General features: G+C 69.7%; 14 protein-coding genes. 9 read left to right on the top strand and 5 right to left on the bottom strand.

Translation table 11 applies throughout. From position 1 onward, the window contains the following. The 3 genes from sucC to icd all read right to left on the bottom strand — a co-directional run. Positions 1–183, bottom strand: a 183-nt coding sequence (gene sucC / locus F4X11_15380; GenBank protein ID MYN66390.1) for a succinate--CoA ligase subunit beta, incomplete at its 3' end; no start/stop codon positions are given. Between the two features lie 69 nt (positions 184–252). Continuing rightward, on the bottom strand, positions 253–1,188 hold the full coding sequence (mdh, locus tag F4X11_15375) for a malate dehydrogenase (protein ID MYN66389.1): 936 nt from the start codon (positions 1,186–1,188) through the stop codon (positions 253–255). Positions 1,189–1,209: 21 nt separating this feature from the next. Then, positions 1,210–2,436: an isocitrate dehydrogenase (NADP(+)) gene (gene icd / locus F4X11_15370; protein ID MYN66388.1), complete on the bottom strand. Its 1,227-nt coding sequence runs from the start codon at positions 2,434–2,436 to the stop codon at positions 1,210–1,212. A 194-nt stretch (positions 2,437–2,630) separates the two neighbouring features. Here icd and F4X11_15365 point away from each other — a divergent pair, with 194 nt between their 5' ends. Beyond that, positions 2,631–4,328: a phosphoglycerate dehydrogenase gene (locus tag F4X11_15365; protein ID MYN66387.1), complete on the top strand. Its 1,698-nt coding sequence runs from the start codon at positions 2,631–2,633 to the stop codon at positions 4,326–4,328. A gap of 400 nt (positions 4,329–4,728) precedes the next feature. Here the strand turns inward: F4X11_15365 and F4X11_15360 are convergent, their stop codons facing one another. After that, positions 4,729–4,974 carry a hypothetical protein gene (locus F4X11_15360; GenBank protein MYN66386.1) on the bottom strand — a complete coding sequence of 82 codons (246 nt, stop codon included), beginning with the start codon at positions 4,972–4,974 and terminating at the stop codon, positions 4,729–4,731. Here F4X11_15360 and kdsB point away from each other — a divergent pair. Genes kdsB through F4X11_15330 form a run of 6 tightly spaced genes read left to right on the top strand, consistent with a single transcriptional unit; the run spans position 4,973 to position 11,184 of the window. Continuing rightward, positions 4,973–5,776 (top strand): 3-deoxy-manno-octulosonate cytidylyltransferase, encoded by an 804-nt coding sequence (kdsB, locus tag F4X11_15355; protein ID MYN66385.1) that lies wholly within the window; start codon positions 4,973–4,975, stop codon positions 5,774–5,776. The genes F4X11_15360 and kdsB overlap by 2 nt on opposite strands. Further along, positions 5,769–7,430, top strand: a complete 1,662-nt coding sequence (locus tag F4X11_15350) for a CTP synthase (protein ID MYN66384.1) — start codon at positions 5,769–5,771, stop codon at positions 7,428–7,430. The genes kdsB and F4X11_15350 overlap by 8 nt, the downstream gene beginning before the upstream one ends. A gap of 51 nt (positions 7,431–7,481) precedes the next feature. Continuing rightward, positions 7,482–8,324 carry a 3-deoxy-8-phosphooctulonate synthase gene (kdsA, locus tag F4X11_15345; protein MYN66383.1) on the top strand — a complete coding sequence of 281 codons (843 nt, stop codon included), beginning with the start codon at positions 7,482–7,484 and terminating at the stop codon, positions 8,322–8,324. Next, positions 8,325–9,332, top strand: a complete 1,008-nt coding sequence (locus F4X11_15340) for a KpsF/GutQ family sugar-phosphate isomerase (protein MYN66382.1) — start codon at positions 8,325–8,327, stop codon at positions 9,330–9,332. Between the two features lie 9 nt (positions 9,333–9,341). Then, positions 9,342–10,562: a tetratricopeptide repeat protein gene (locus tag F4X11_15335; protein ID MYN66381.1), complete on the top strand. Its 1,221-nt coding sequence runs from the start codon at positions 9,342–9,344 to the stop codon at positions 10,560–10,562. Continuing rightward, entirely contained in the window at positions 10,411–11,184 is a 774-nt protein-coding gene (locus F4X11_15330; GenBank protein ID MYN66380.1) for a dephospho-CoA kinase, read from the top strand. The genes F4X11_15335 and F4X11_15330 overlap by 152 nt, the downstream gene beginning before the upstream one ends. A gap of 44 nt (positions 11,185–11,228) precedes the next feature. Here the strand turns inward: F4X11_15330 and F4X11_15325 are convergent, their stop codons facing one another. Then, positions 11,229–12,152 (bottom strand): bifunctional 5,10-methylenetetrahydrofolate dehydrogenase/5,10-methenyltetrahydrofolate cyclohydrolase, encoded by a 924-nt coding sequence (locus F4X11_15325; protein ID MYN66379.1) that lies wholly within the window; start codon positions 12,150–12,152, stop codon positions 11,229–11,231. Positions 12,153–12,292: 140 nt separating this feature from the next. Between F4X11_15325 and F4X11_15320 the strand changes: the two genes are divergently transcribed. Together F4X11_15320 and F4X11_15315 are read left to right on the top strand one after the other, a co-directional pair. Continuing rightward, complete coding sequence (locus F4X11_15320) at positions 12,293–13,660, top strand: sodium-dependent transporter (GenBank protein MYN66378.1); 1,368 nt, start codon at positions 12,293–12,295, stop codon at positions 13,658–13,660. A gap of 33 nt (positions 13,661–13,693) precedes the next feature. After that, positions 13,694–14,617, top strand: a 924-nt coding sequence (locus F4X11_15315) for a sodium:alanine symporter family protein (protein MYN66377.1), incomplete at its 3' end; no start/stop codon positions are given.

Genomic DNA, 14,617 nt, shown 5'->3' with positions numbered 1-14,617 from the left:
CAACTGGACGCCCCCGCCCTTGCCCCGCCCCCCGGCGTGGATCTGCGCCTTCACCACCACGCGCCCACCGAGCCGTTCGGCGGCCGCGCGCGCCTCGTCCGCCGTGAACGCGGGCTCTCCGCGCGGGACGGACACGCCGGCCGCCGCCAGCAGTGTCTTGGCCTGGTATTCGTGGATCTTCACGGGTGTCGGCGGGCCTGCACGCAATGACCCGGCGCAGCCTGCTCCTGTACCGGTGCCGAAGCGCGGCCCTCAGTACATGTCGATTACCTGCACGAGCTCCTGCACCGCGGCGGCCGACTTCTTCAGCGCGGCGTCTTCCTCCGCCGTCAGATCGATCTGGATGATCTGCTCGAGACCGTTCGCCCCCAGCTTGCACGGCACGCCGACGAACAGCCCGTGAACGCCATACTCCCCGTTCAGGAAGACCGAGCACGGCAGGATCTTCTTCTTGTCCTTGAGCACCGACTCGACCATCTCGACCACCGCCGATCCGGGCGCGTAGTACGCGCTGCCGGTACCGAGCAGCTTGACGATTTCGGCGCCGCCGTGGGCCGTCCGGTGCACGATGGCGTCGACCGTTTCCTTGTCGAGCAGCTCCGTGATCGGGATCCCGGCGACGGTGGAGTACCGCGGCAGGGGCACCATCGTGTCGCCGTGCCCGCCGAGCACGAACGCGTGCGTGTTCTCGACGGACACGTCCAGCTCCTGCGCGATGAAGGCGCGCATGCGTGCGGAGTCGAGCACGCCGGCCATCCCGATCACCCGTTCGCGCGGCAGTCCGCTCTTCCGATACACGACCTGCGCCATCGCGTCCAGGGGATTGGTGACCGGCATGATGATGCAGTCCGGCGAGTGCGCCATCACCTGCTCGGTCACGCTCGAGACGATCGCGCAGTTCTTCGTCAGCAGATCGTCGCGGCTCATGCCCGGCTTGCGCGCGAGCCCCGCCGTGATCACCACGACGTCCGACCCGGCCGTGTCCGCGTAGTCGCTCGTGCCGAGCACCCGCGCGTCCGACCCCTCGACCGGGCACGCCTCGAGCATGTCGAGCCCCTTGCCCTGAGCCACCCCCTGCATCTGCGGGATATCGAGGATGACCACGTCGGCGAGCTCCTTGTCCGCGATGCTGCGCGCCGCGGTGGCCCCGACGTTGCCCGCTCCAATCACCGAAACCTTGCGATTCATGCTGCTCCTGCTCCAACTCTGCTACATGTTCGCGATGACCGCGTCCGCGAACTCCGACGTCTTCAGCTTCGTCGCGCCCTCCATGAGGCGCTCGAGGTCGTACGTCACCGTCTTCTGCTGGATGGTGCGCTCGATGCCGTCCTCGATGCTCGCGGCGACGTCGCGCCACCCCATGTAGCGGAACATCATCGCGCCCGACAGGATGACCGAGCTCGGGTTGATCACGTCCTTGTCGGCGTACTTCGGCGCGGTGCCGTGGGTCGCCTCGAAGAACCCGACGTCGTCGCCGATGTTGGCCCCCGGGGCGAGCCCGAGACCGCCTACCTGCGCCGCGCAGGCGTCCGACAGGTAGTCGCCGTTGAGATTGGTCGTCGCGATGACGTCGTAGTCGGCCGTCCGCGTCAGGATCTGCTGCAGCATGCTGTCGGCGATGCGGTCCTTCATCACGATCCGACCGTCCGGATCGCCGTCCCACTCGCCGATGGTGCGGTCGCCGAACTCTTCCTTCGCCAGCTCGTAGCCCCAGTCGCGGAACGCTCCCTCGGTGAACTTCATGATGTTCCCCTTGTGGACGAGCGTCACGCTCTTGCGGTCGTTGTCGATCGCATGCCGGATCGCCATGCGCACCAGGCGCTTGCTGCCGGTGATGGAGATCGGCTTGATCCCGATCCCCGAGTCGCGGCGGATCCGCTTGCCGAAAGTCGTCGACAGGTAGTCGAGGAGCTGCTCCACCTGCGGCGACCCCTGCTCCCACTCGATGCCGGCGTAGACGTCCTCCGTGTTCTCACGGAAGATGACGACGTCCATCTGGTCGGGACGGCGCACCGGCGACGGGGTGCCGGCGAAGTACCGCACGGGGCGCACGCAGGCGTAGAGATCGAGCAACTGCCGCAGCGATACGTTCAGGCTGCGAATGCCGCCGCCGACGGGAGTGGTCAGCGGGCCCTTGATCGCGACCCTGTACGCCCTGGCCGCTTCGAGCGTGTCGGTCGGGAGCCACTCCCCGACCCGTTCCTGGGCCTTCTCGCCGGCCAGGACCTCGAACCAGACGACCCGCTTGCGTTCCCCGAAAGTCTTCTTCACCGCGGCGTCGAAGACCCGCACCGACGCGCGCCAGATGTCGCGGCCGATGCCGTCGCCCTCGATGAAGGGAATGATGGGATCGTCGGGCACCGCCAACGAGCCGTCCGGCTGGCGGGTGATCGCGGTGCCTTCGCTGGGTGCGACGAGGTTCTTGAATTCCGGCATGGTGCGCAGTCTCGCCCGCTGGCCACGGGACGCGCCCGTGCAGGGATGGGCCGGGCCTGTGGGTCGTCCCCCTGCGGCCCGTTACAGAATCGTCAACAGAAACCGTGGAAAACCTTGTGGAAGAATCCGTCATCGGGCGAGGACGACCGGCGTCTTTCCGGTCCGTTCCAGCGACTTGCACCATCCTGGTGCGGATGCCCTCGCCCTTGGCGCCCATCGAGCGCCGCTCTCGGGCGGGCATTATACTGTACGACTCCGTCGCACGTTCGGTCCCAGCCTCTCCAGAACTCATGAAGATCGTGATTCCCGACCCGCTGCCCGCGGCTGCCGTCTCCCTGCTCGAAGCCGAGGGATGGACCGTCGACACCCGCACCGGCCGTTCCGCCGAGGAATTGCGCGCCGACCTGTCGGACGCCGACGCCCTCATCATACGCAGCGCCACGACGGTCACGGCCGAGCTGATCGCTGCCGCGCCGCGCCTCCGGGTCGTCGCGCGCGCCGGCGCCGGCGTCGACAACGTGGACATCGAGGCGGCCAGCGACCGCGGCATCCTCGTGCTGAACGCGCCCGGCGCGAACAGCATCAGCGTCGCCGAGCACGTGTTCGCACTCATGCTCTCGTCGGCGCGGTCGGTCGCGCTGGCCGACGCACAGATGAAGGCGGGCCGCTGGTGCAAGAAGAGCCTGCGGGGCGCCGAGCTGCGGGGCAAGACGCTCGGCGTCGTGGGACTCGGCCGCATCGGGCGCGAGGTCGTCCGGCGTGCGCTAGCGTTCGACATGGTGGTCGTCGCCCACGATCCGTTCATCGCCTCCCAGATGGCCGACGACCTCGGCATCGAGTTGATCGCCCTCGAGGCCCTGGCGGGGCGAGCGGACTTCATCACCCTCCATCTGCCGTCGACCGACTCCACGCGGGGACTGCTGAGTCGCGCGCTGCTGGCGCGCTGCCGCCCCGGAACCCGCATCATCAACACCGCGCGGGGCGACCTGCTGGACGAGGCGGCCCTGGTCGAGGCGCTCTCGGAGGGGCGCATCGCCGGCGCCGGACTCGACGTCTTCCGGCAGGAGCCGCCCACCGATACGACCCTGACCGGGATGCCGCAGGTCGTCGCGACGCCGCACATCGCCGGGGCTACGGCCGAGGCCCAGCAGCTCGTGGGTCTCGCGGCGGCCACCGGCATCCGCGAATACCTCCAGACGGGTTTCGCCCGCAACGCCGTGAACTATCCCTCCATCGCCCCCGACGAGCTCCGGGGCCTGCGCCCGTACCTGGTTCTCGCCGAGCGTCTGGGCAGCCTCCTCGCCCAGCTCGCGCACGGCCGCATAGCCGGCGTCGGTCTTCGCTACTACGGACAGCTCGCCGATCAGCCGCACGAGATGCTCGTGAGCGCAACCCTGGTCGGACTCCTCGGGCAGGTGTTGTCACAGGAAGTCACGCTCGTGAACGCCCGCGCGGCAGCCGAGCAGCGGGGTCTCGAAATCGTCGAGTCGCGCAGCTCGCGCCCGAGGAACTTCACCAGCCTCGTGTCGCTGAAGCTGCACACGAGCGACGGCGAGCTGTGGGCGGAGGGGGCGCTGTTCGAGCCGGAGCAACCACGCCTGGTACGACTCGACGGCGTCGAGGTGGAGGCGCCGCTCGAGGGCACCTTGATCGTCATCCGCAACCGCGACCAGCCGGGGGTAATCGGCGAGGTCGGCTCGATCCTCGGCCGCCACGGAATCAACATCGCGACGTTCGCACTCGGACGCGGGGTGGGAGGCGCGATCGGCGTGGTGCGGGTCGGGCCGGGCGCCCGGGAGGGAACGCCGGCCGAACCCGAGGTGCCCGGCGAGGTCCTCGATGAGATCCGGGGAATCGCGGCCGTGGACGCAGCCGGCCTGATCCGGCTCTGACCCGTTGCGCCACGGGGTCACGGCAGGTCCAGTCGATGCCGCCCCCCCGTCCGGTCGACGAGGGTCACGCTCGCCGCCTCGACGGCATCGACCAGGTACCCACCGGGAACCCGGTCTCCCGAGCTCACCAGCAGCACCTCCCCATTCGGAGCGGTCAGTATCCCCGTCCGCTCCGCCCCGTCTTCCGAATCCGTGCTCGCGATTCCGATGAGCGCGAAGGACGGACCGACCGCCCGCGGGGCCCGTGAGACGGTCCGTCGAACGCGCTCGGCATCTGCAGCGGGGTCGGCCGAGAGAGGCCGCGCCGTTGGCGGGGGGGCGAGCGAGAACGGGTTTCGAGCACCCGCCTGCATCCCCGGCGCATCCGCTAGCCGCCGGCGCAGGCGCTCGATGTCGGCGATCAGATCCGCCGCCGCCCGGGAAGACGGTTCCTCCTCCGGCGCCGCCAGAGGCGCGCGCGGCGCAGGCGCCGGAGCCGGGACGTCCGCGCGCGGCGCCATCGTCCCGGCCGCCAACCATGCCGCCAGCAGACCGCCGCCGCCGACCAGCGCGATACGCAACGGAGAAACGGACATCGTGTTGTCCCGCGTACCCCTGCGCCCGGAGCCGGCGAGCGGGCCCCGGTGCACGGATCGCCGGCCGGCATGGTAACATTCGCCGTGCACCCTGTGCCGGCTGCGGCGCATGCGCCTGCCCGCTTCCCCACCGCGACGGTCGTCATTCCCGCACGCTACGGCTCGACCCGACTCCCCGGCAAACCGCTGCTGGATATCGCCGGGCGGCCCATGATCGAGCACGTCCACCGGCGTGCGTCGGCCGCGGCAGGTGTCCGGCGCGTCATCGTCGCCACCGACGACGACCGCATCGCGGAGACCGTCTCCGGGTTCGGCGGCGAGGCGTGGCTGACCCGGGCCGACCATCCGACGGGCAGCGACCGGCTCGCCGAAGTCGCTCGGCGGCTGAACAGCGAGATTATCGTCAACGTCCAGGGCGACGAGCCGCTCATGCCCGCCCCCGTCATCCAGGCGGTCGTCGCGATGCTCGCCCGCAACCCGGGGCTGGGAATCGCAACCGTCCGCTGTCCGATAACCGACCCCGAGATGCTGGCGGATCCGAACGTCGTCAAGGTGGTCGTGGACGCCAGAGGAGACGCCCTGTACTTCTCGCGAGCAGCCATCCCTCACGCACGGGATCGGGCCCCGGAGCGCGCCGCCCTCGGCGACCGGCACATCGGCCTGTACGCGTACCGCCGTACGTGTCTGCTCGAGCTGGCCGCGATACCGCCGACCCGTCTGGAGCAACTGGAACAGCTCGAGCAGCTCAGGGCGCTCGAATCGGGCTATCGGATTGGCACCATCGCCGTCGACCAGGCTCCCGTCGCCGTGGATACCGCGACCGATCTGGAGCGGGTCCGTCACCTCGTCGCAACAGAGCACGCGCATGATTGACCGCGCCGATCCGACTCCGCACCCCGTCAAGTACATCTTCATCACCGGCGGCGTCGTCTCCTCGCTCGGCAAGGGACTCGCCGCCGCCTCCATCGGGGCCCTGCTGGAAGGCCACGGGTACCGCGTCACGCTGCAGAAGTTCGACCCCTACGTGAACGTCGACCCCGGCACGATGAGTCCGTACCAGCACGGAGAGGTGTACGTCACCGCCGACGGCGCCGAGACGGACCTCGACCTGGGACACTACGAGCGCTTCACGCACACGGTGACGACCCGCAACCACAACTGGACGACCGGCAAGATCTACCTGTCGGTCATCCAGAAGGAGCGCAGGGGCGACTATCTGGGCCGGACCGTGCAGGTCATCCCCCACATCACCAACGAGATCAAGGACGGCATGCAGAGCGTCGCCCGGCAGGGCGGCATCGACATCGTCCTGATCGAGGTCGGCGGCACGGTCGGCGACATCGAGAGTCAGCCCTACCTGGAAGCCATCCGCCAGTTGCGTCAGGACCTCGGACGAGACAACACGCTCTACGTGCACCTGACGCTGGTCCCGTTCATCGGCGCCGCGGGCGAGCTGAAGACCAAGCCGACCCAGCACAGCGTCCGCGATCTGCGTTCGGTCGGGATCCAGCCCGACATCCTGCTGTGCCGCACCGATCGGGCGCTGCCGCAGGAGCTGCGCCGCAAGATCGCACTCTTCTGCGACGTCGACGAGGAAGCCGTCATCACGGCCAGGGACGTCGACAGCATCTACGAGGTCCCGCTCGTGCTCTCCGGAGAGGGCGTCGACCGCATCGTCCTCGGACGGCTGGGCCTGCCGTCCACCACCGAGCGGAGAATGAACTCGTGGGAGGGGCTGGTCGACCGTATCCGGAACCCCACCGACGAGGTCACCGTGCACGTCGTCGGCAAGTACGTGGGGTACGAAGACTCGTACAAGAGCCTCAGCGAGGCGCTTTCGCACGCCGGATTCGCGCACCAGTTGAAGGTCCGGATCAAGTGGGTCGAAGCCGAGGCGCTCGAGTCGGGAGACGACGACCCGCTCGACGCGGCGGACGGAATCCTCGTTCCCGGCGGGTTCGGAGACCGCGGCAGCCGCGGCATGCTGAGGGCCGCCGAAGCCGCGCGGCGACGCAGGATTCCGTACTTCGGGATCTGCTACGGATTCCAGTGGGCGGCCGTCGAGTTCGCGCGGCACGTCTGCGGACTCGAGGACGCCGACTCGACCGAATGCAACGCCGACACGCCGCACAAGATCATCTACAAGCTGCGGGACCTGCTCGGTGTCGACGACCTGGGCGGAACCATGCGACTCGGCAGCTACCCGTGCGATCTGACGCCCGGCACGGCGGTCCACGAGGCCTACGGCAAGAGCTCGGTCTCCGAACGCCACCGCCACCGCTACGAGTTCAACCGGGCCTACGAGACCGCGCTGACGGAGCGGGGGCTCGTGATCTCCGGACGCTCGCCCGACGGAAAATTCGTCGAGGCCATCGAGCTTCCGGATCACCCCTGGTTCGTTGCGGTGCAGTTTCATCCCGAGTTCCAGTCGAAGCCGCTCTCGCCCCATCCACTCTTCACCCGGTTCGTCGGTGCAACCTACCAGCACCGGCTGTCGGCGAACGCGGCTGCCGAGTCGCTGGCCTGACCCGGCCCCGCGCGCCGCGGTCGCCGCCGGCGCGACCTCTATAATCAGCGGGTGCGAACGGTCTCCGTCGGCGGCGTGCGTTTCGGTGCGGAGCACCCGCTGGCGCTGATCGCCGGGCCCTGCGTCATCGAGAGCGCCGCGCACGCCACGGAGATGGCCGAAGCAATCGAGGAAGCCTCCGCACGCGTCGAATTGCCCTACGTGTTCAAGGCCTCGTTCGACAAGGCGAACCGGACTTCACTGACGTCGTTCCGGGGCCCGGGACTGGCGCGCGGCCTCGACGTGCTGGCGGCGATCAAGCGGCGCCTCGGCTGCCCCGTCCTGACCGACATCCACGAGCCCGCGCAGGCCGCCCCGGTGGCCGAAGTCGCCGACGTGCTGCAAATCCCGGCGTTCCTGTGCCGGCAGACGGATCTGATCGTCGCGGCCGCCGCCACCGGGCGTGCGGTCAATCTGAAGAAGGGACAGTTCCTCGCCCCCTTCGACATGCGGCATGCCATCGCCAAGGCCACCGCGGGAGGCAACCACCAGGTGCTGGTCACCGAGCGCGGCACCGCGTTCGGTTACCACAACCTCGTCGTCGACATGCGCTCCTTCCCGCAGTTGCGCTCGCTGCACTACCCGGTCGTCTACGACGTCACGCACAGCCTGCAGCTTCCCGGCGGAGGCGACGGCGTGACCGCCGGGCAGGCCGAATTCATCGAGCCGCTCGCCGCCGCCGGCGTGGCGGCCGGGGTCGACGGGCTCTTCTTCGAGGTGCACGATCGGCCCGCCGCCGCCCGGAGCGACGGCCAGAACGCGCTGCCGCTCGCGCGGCTCGAGCCTCTGCTGCGACGGCTCGTCGCAATCCGGCGCGCAGCCCACCCGTCGACCATCGCAACGGAGGCGGAGTAGGTGACAGCCGCTCCGCGGGCGGAGGGACGCCGGCCCGAGCGACCGGCCGCGACCAGTCTCGATCTGGCCCGCCGCGTGCTGCGCATCGAGGCCGACGCGGTCCGTTCTCTCGCGGACCGTCTCGACAGCCGCTTCGACGCCGCTCTCGCACTTCTGCTCGCCGGCACCGGGCGCGTGATCGTCACCGGCATGGGAAAGTCCGGCATCATCGCCCGCAAGCTGGCCGCGACGCTGTCGAGCACCGGCACCCCGGCCTACTTCGTTCATCCCGCGGAGGCCGTCCACGGCGACCTCGGCGCCATACAACCCAGCGACATCGTGATCGGCCTCTCGCACAGCGGCGAGACCCCGGAGATCCTCCGCTTGCTCGAGACCATCCGCCGACTCGACGCGCGCCTGATCGCATTGACGGGAGCATCCGACAGCACGCTGGGCGATGCCGCGGACGTAACGCTCGACTGCGGCGTGCACACGGAGGCGTGCCCGTTGAATCTTGTACCGACGGCCAGCACCACTGCCGCCCTCGCGCTCGGAGATGCACTGGCCATGGCCCTGCTGGTCAGCAAGGGATTCCGAGAGGACGACTTCGCGCACCTCCATCCCGGCGGCGAGCTCGGCAAACGGATGCTGCGCGTCGAACGGCTCATGCATACCGGGGCCGAGGTCCCGACGGTGACGCCGCCGGCCACCGTCGAAGAGGTGGTCGCCACGATCAGCGCGGGCGGATTCGGCATGGCATGCGTCGTCGGCTCCGATGGCCGCGTCGCGGGAATCATCACCGACGGCGATCTCCGGCGCCACCTGGCCGAGCCGACCGGCCTCGCGGGAAAGACGGCGCGCGAGCTCATGACCGCGGGTCCCGTTACCATCGGCCCCCGGGCTCTGGCCGTCGAGGCTCTGAACCGGATGGAAGGGCGGCGAATCACTTCACTCATCGTCGTCGACGACGAGCGGGGACTGCTCGGCCTGGTCCACCTCCACGACCTGTGGCGCACCGAGCTCTTCTGACGGAGGCGGATGACTGACACGCTCGTGCTGATCGCCGCGCTCGTCGCCCTGTTGATCGGTCTGGCCGTCGGCAAGGCCTGGGAACGCTACAAGCTCCAGGACGGACGCTGGATCGACCGCCGCAAGATCCGCGAGTCGCCGCACTACATCCTCGGGCTGAACTTCCTGGTGTCCAACCAGATCGACCTGGCCATCGAGGAGCTGACCCGGGCGATGGGACTCGACTCGACAGCCCTCGAGATCAATCTGATCCTGGGCAACCTCTACCGCGAGCGCGGGCAGGTCAGCAAGGCCATCCGGCTGCACCAACGGCTGCTGCAGCGCCCGAAGCTCAGCACGACGGAGCAGGCGTACGTCCAGTTGTGCCTCGGGCTCGACTACAAGCGCGGCGGCTTCGTCGACCGCGCCTTTCAGTCGTTCTCCGAGGTGGTGCGGCTCGATCCCGGCAACCAGTACGCCCTGCTGAACCTGGAGAAGATTCACGAGGAACAGCAGCAGTGGCAGGAGGCCCGAGCAATCCGACAGCGCATCACCAACATCGCGCCGGCCGGGGAGAAGCCGCGCGACCAGGCCATCCTCGCCTTTCTCGAGAACGAGCTCGGTCTCCAGTCCGTCCGCGACGGCGCGCCCGAACAGGCCATCCGCCACTTCGAGACGGCGCTCGATCTGGACAGCCGCACCGTGCCGGCGTCGCTCAATCTCGGCGACGTCTACATGATGCAGGGACGCACCACCGAGGCGATCGCGATGTGGGAGCAGATCAGCCGCACCGCACCGGATCGGTCGTACCTCGCGTTCGATCGGCTCGAGAGAGCCTACGGACGCCTGGAGGGCCCGGAGCGTTTCGTGGACCTCTGCCGGCGCCTGATCGACGCGAACCCCCAGGACTGGCGGGCGCGCCTGACGCTCGGACAGCACTTCGCGAACCGCGGCGACCCGACCCGGGCCCTCGATCTCTTCTTCGAGTCGCTCGTGCACAATCCCCACGCGCTGGCCGTGCATCAGGCGATCTGGCGAGCGCTGACGACCCTCGATTTCGACCCCCTCCTGGTGCGCCGCTACGTCGAGCTGACGCACGATGCGGTCTTCTACCTGGACCCGCACGTCTGCATGCGCTGCCACTATCGGAGCACCGAGCTGCTGTGGCAGTGCCCGCAGTGTCACGAATGGAACACCTTCGTGGAAGAGCGGATTGCGCCGGCCGAGGAAGCCGAGGAGGCGCCGGCCTGACCGGCGCTCACGACCGATGCTCAGGGTGGCGATCACCGGCGGCATCGGCACCGGCAAGTCGTACGTGGTCCGGCTGCTGAGACGCCGGGCCGTGCCGACGATCGATGCGGACCAGCTCGCGCGCGCCGCCGTACAACCCGGGCAACCGGCCACCGAAGCGCTGCGAGCCCGTTTCGGACCGGACATCGTCGCAGTGGACGGCTCACTCGATCGCGCCCGGCTGGGGCGGCTCGTCTTTGCGGACCCCGCGGCCCGCGCCGCGCTCGAAGCGCTCGTACACCCCCCCGTGCGGCGTGCAATCGACGCGTGGTTCCGGCGCTGCGGGGCTTGCACCGATGCGCCCTTCGCGGTCGCGGACATCCCGCTGCTGTTCGAGACCGGACGCGCGGGCGCGTTCGACCGCGTCGTTGTCGTGGCCTGCGATCCCGCGGCGCAACGCGAGCGGGTCATGGCCCGGGACCGACTGCCGGCCGCCGAGGTCGACCGCCGCATCGCGGCGCAACTCCCGATCGCCGACAAGGTCGCGCGAGCCGACGCGGTGGTGACGACGGACGGTTCGTTCGATGAAACCGACCGGCAGGTTGCGTCACTCTGCCGCCAACTGGCTGCCGGCGGCTCCTGAATCGGGGATTGCGATCGGTCCGCCGATTCCAGTACGGGTCGCGGTCAGGACCGAAGGCCGAGGCGCCGCTCGGCCGCCTGCACCGTGTTGGACAGCAGCATCGCAATAGTCAGCGGTCCGACTCCACCCGGCACCGGCGTGATGGCGCCGGCCACCTCGGCGACACCCGGGTGGACGTCGCCGGAGAGCACGCGTCCGCGCCTCTCGAAGGCGGCGAGCTTCTTCGATCCCGCGCCGAAGATCGACGTCACCCGATCCCGATCCGTGAGGGTGTTCGTCCCCACGTCGATGACGGTCGCCCCGGGTTTGACGAAGTCCGCGGTCACGAAGGCCGGGCGCCCGACCGCGGCCACCAGCACGTCCGCCTGCGCCGCCACCCGGGGCAGGTCGACGGTGCGCGAATGACAGATCGTGACCGTGGCGTGGCGATGCAGCAGCAGCATCGCCAGCGGCTTGCCGACGATGTCGCTGCGGCCGATCACGACAGCGCGCCGGCCGGCGACGGCTACCCCGCAACGGTCGAGCAACTCCATCACGCCGGCCGGCGTGCAGGGCGCGAGAGCCGGCGTCTGCTGCACCAGGCGGCCGACGTTCTCCGGATGGAAACCGTCGACGTCCTTCGAGGGATCGATCGCCCCGAAGATACGCCGCTCGGCGTCGTTTCCCATCCCGGCCGGCAATGGAGACTGCACGAGGATGCCGTCCACGCCCGGGTCGGCGTTGAAGGCGTCGACGACGGTCAGCGCCTCGTCGAAGGCGGCCGAGTCGGGCAACCGCTTCAACGCGGTCCGCATCCCGAGCGCCTCGCTCTCCCGGATCTTGTTGCGGACGTACACCTCCGATCCCGGATCGGCGCCCGCCAGCAGCAGCCCCAGCGCGGGCGGGCGTCCCGCGGTACGGCGCACGTCCTCGATGCGCGGCCGCAGCGACTCCCGGATCGCGGCGGCGACGGCCGCGCCGTCGAGCACGCGCGCCGGCGTCCGGACGGCGCTCACACGATCCCCGCAACCATGGCTGGAATGGGCATGTCCTTTCGAGTCTACCGCGGGTTCGGTACAATGCGAGCCGCTACCGCGGCCGGCAGGCACGACGAAAGGCACGCAGCGAGATGAACACGACCCCTTCGCGCGGCATGTGGAGCTCCCGAGCCGGTTTCATCCTCGCGGCCGCCGGATCCGCCGTCGGCCTCGGAAACATCTGGGGATTCCCGACCCAGGTCGGACAGGGCGGCGGCGCGGCCTTCGTGGTGGTCTATCTGGCCTGCATCTTCCTGATCTGCGCCCCGATCATGGCCGGCGAGATCGCGCTCGGCCGGCGGACGCGGCTCAGTCCGGTGGGCTCGTTCGCCGCGCTCGCACCGGGTACCCGCTGGTGGCTGGCAGGCGGGCTCGGCGTGCTGGCCGGGGTCGGCATCCTGTCGTTCTATTCCGTGATCGCGGGTTGGGCGGTCGCCTACGTCTGGTTCACCGCGACCGGCGCGGTGACGGGCAGTCCGGAGGACATCGGACGCTTCTTCGCCGAGTTCACCGGGAACGGCGTTCTCAGCGCGGGGCTGGCCCTGTTCGTGATCGCGACGACCGCCGCCGTGCTGCTGGGCGGCGTCCGCACCGGCATAGAGCGCGTGACCAAGGCGCTCATGCCGCTCCTGGTGCTGCTGCTGATCGGACTCGCGGTGCGGGCGGTCACGCTGCCCGGGGCGGGGGCCGGCCTCGCCTACTACCTCAGCCCCGACCTGACGCGGCTCACCGACATCACGGTCTTCACCTCGGCGCTCGGTCAGGCGTTCTTCTCCCTGAGCCTCGGCATGGGGTGCATCCTCACCTACGGCAGCTACTTTCCCCGCCAGGACGGCATCGCCTCGTCCGCACTCTGGATCGTGGCGCTCGACACGTCGATCGCGCTGCTGGCCGGATTCATCATCTTCCCGGTCGGGTTCTCGATCGCCGGCTTCGATCCGACGACCAGCGGCCCGGGACTGATATTCACGGTGCTTCCGCGCCTGTTCGCCGAGCTGCCGGGAGGCCACCTCTTCGGCGGCGGCTTCTTCCTGCTGCTCAGCGTCGCGGCGCTCACCTCGACGATTTCGCTGCTGGAGGTCCCGGTGTCGCACTGCGTCGACGCACTGCGGTGGTCGCGTGCGAAGGCGGTGGGCGTGGTGTCGGGAGTGATCTTCGTGCTGTCCATCCCATCCGCCCTGGGCAACGGCGCGGTGGCCCTGTTCACTGCGGTGCCCGGATTCGGCATCGGTTTCCTCGACCTCATGGTCAACACGTGGAACGAGTTCGCCCTGCCGATCGGCGGCTGCCTCACGGCGATCTTCATCGGCCGGATCTGGGGAGTCAGCGGCGCGCTGGACGAGCTGCGGGCGGAAGGAGCGTGGTTCCCCGCTCCTGCACTGTGGACCTTCCTGATCCGCTGGATCTGCCCCGCCGCCATCGCCCTGATCCTCCTCGTGACCCTCGCGTCGATGCTCTGACGCAACCGACGCGCCCCCTGACTGGAGCGTGATGTGCAGACCCTGACCGACCAGGTAGAGGCCCTAGACGGTCTGGTGTGGCAACCGTTCGCCATGCCGCTGGTGCTGGTGCTCGTCGGCCTCCTGATAACGATCCGGACCGGCTTCATCCAGGTGCGGCAGTTCCCCCTCGCCGTGCGGCGCACGTTGGGCAGTGCGCTGGCGAAACCGGGGTCGGGCGCGGGCGAGGGCTCCATCACCTCGTTCCAGGCCCTGTCGACGGCCCTGGCCTCCACGGTGGGCAACGGCAACATCGGCGGGGTGGCCACCGCGATTCTCATCGGAGGCCCCGGGGCGATCTTCTGGATGTGGGTCACGGCCGCCGTCGGCATGGCGACGAAGTACGCCGAGGCGGTGCTCGGCGTGCGCTACCGCGTCACGCGCGAGTCCGGCGAGCTGGCCAGCGGACCGATGTACTACATCACCCGCGGCGTGCCGCACGCCGGCGCCGGCAAGGCGCTGGCCTGCATGTTCGCGTTCTTCGGCGCGGCGACCGCGCTGTTCGGCACCGGGAACATGGCCCAGTCGAACACCGTGGCGCGCACCTTCGCGGAGGCCGCGCGCGATCTCACCGGACTGGAGGTCCCGACCCTGATTCCCGGCCTGTTGATCAGCGTCGCGGTCGGGCTCGTCCTCCTCGGCGGCATCCGGCGCATCGCGGCCGTGGCCGAGCGCCTCGTCCCGTCGATGATCGTGCTGTACGTCGCCGCCGCGGTGGCCTACATCCTGCTGAACGCGGCCCAGATCCCGGCCGTGCTGGGTCAGATCGTCGCCGGGGCGCTGCAGCCCGCCGCCGCTCTCGGCGGGTTCGTCGGCGCATCGGTCGCACAGGTCGTGGGGGCGGGGGGGGGCCCCCGCCCGGGCCCGCGCCCCCGCCCCCCGGGCCGCCCCCGCCCCCCCCGACCGGGTGGCCGGTCA

The organism is Acidobacteriota bacterium, assembly GCA_009861545.1.
Taxonomy (GTDB): domain Bacteria; phylum Acidobacteriota; class Vicinamibacteria; order Vicinamibacterales; family UBA8438; genus WTFV01.
Note: the sequence above shows the minus strand (reverse complement) of the source record. Positions and strands in the feature narration are given on the sequence as shown.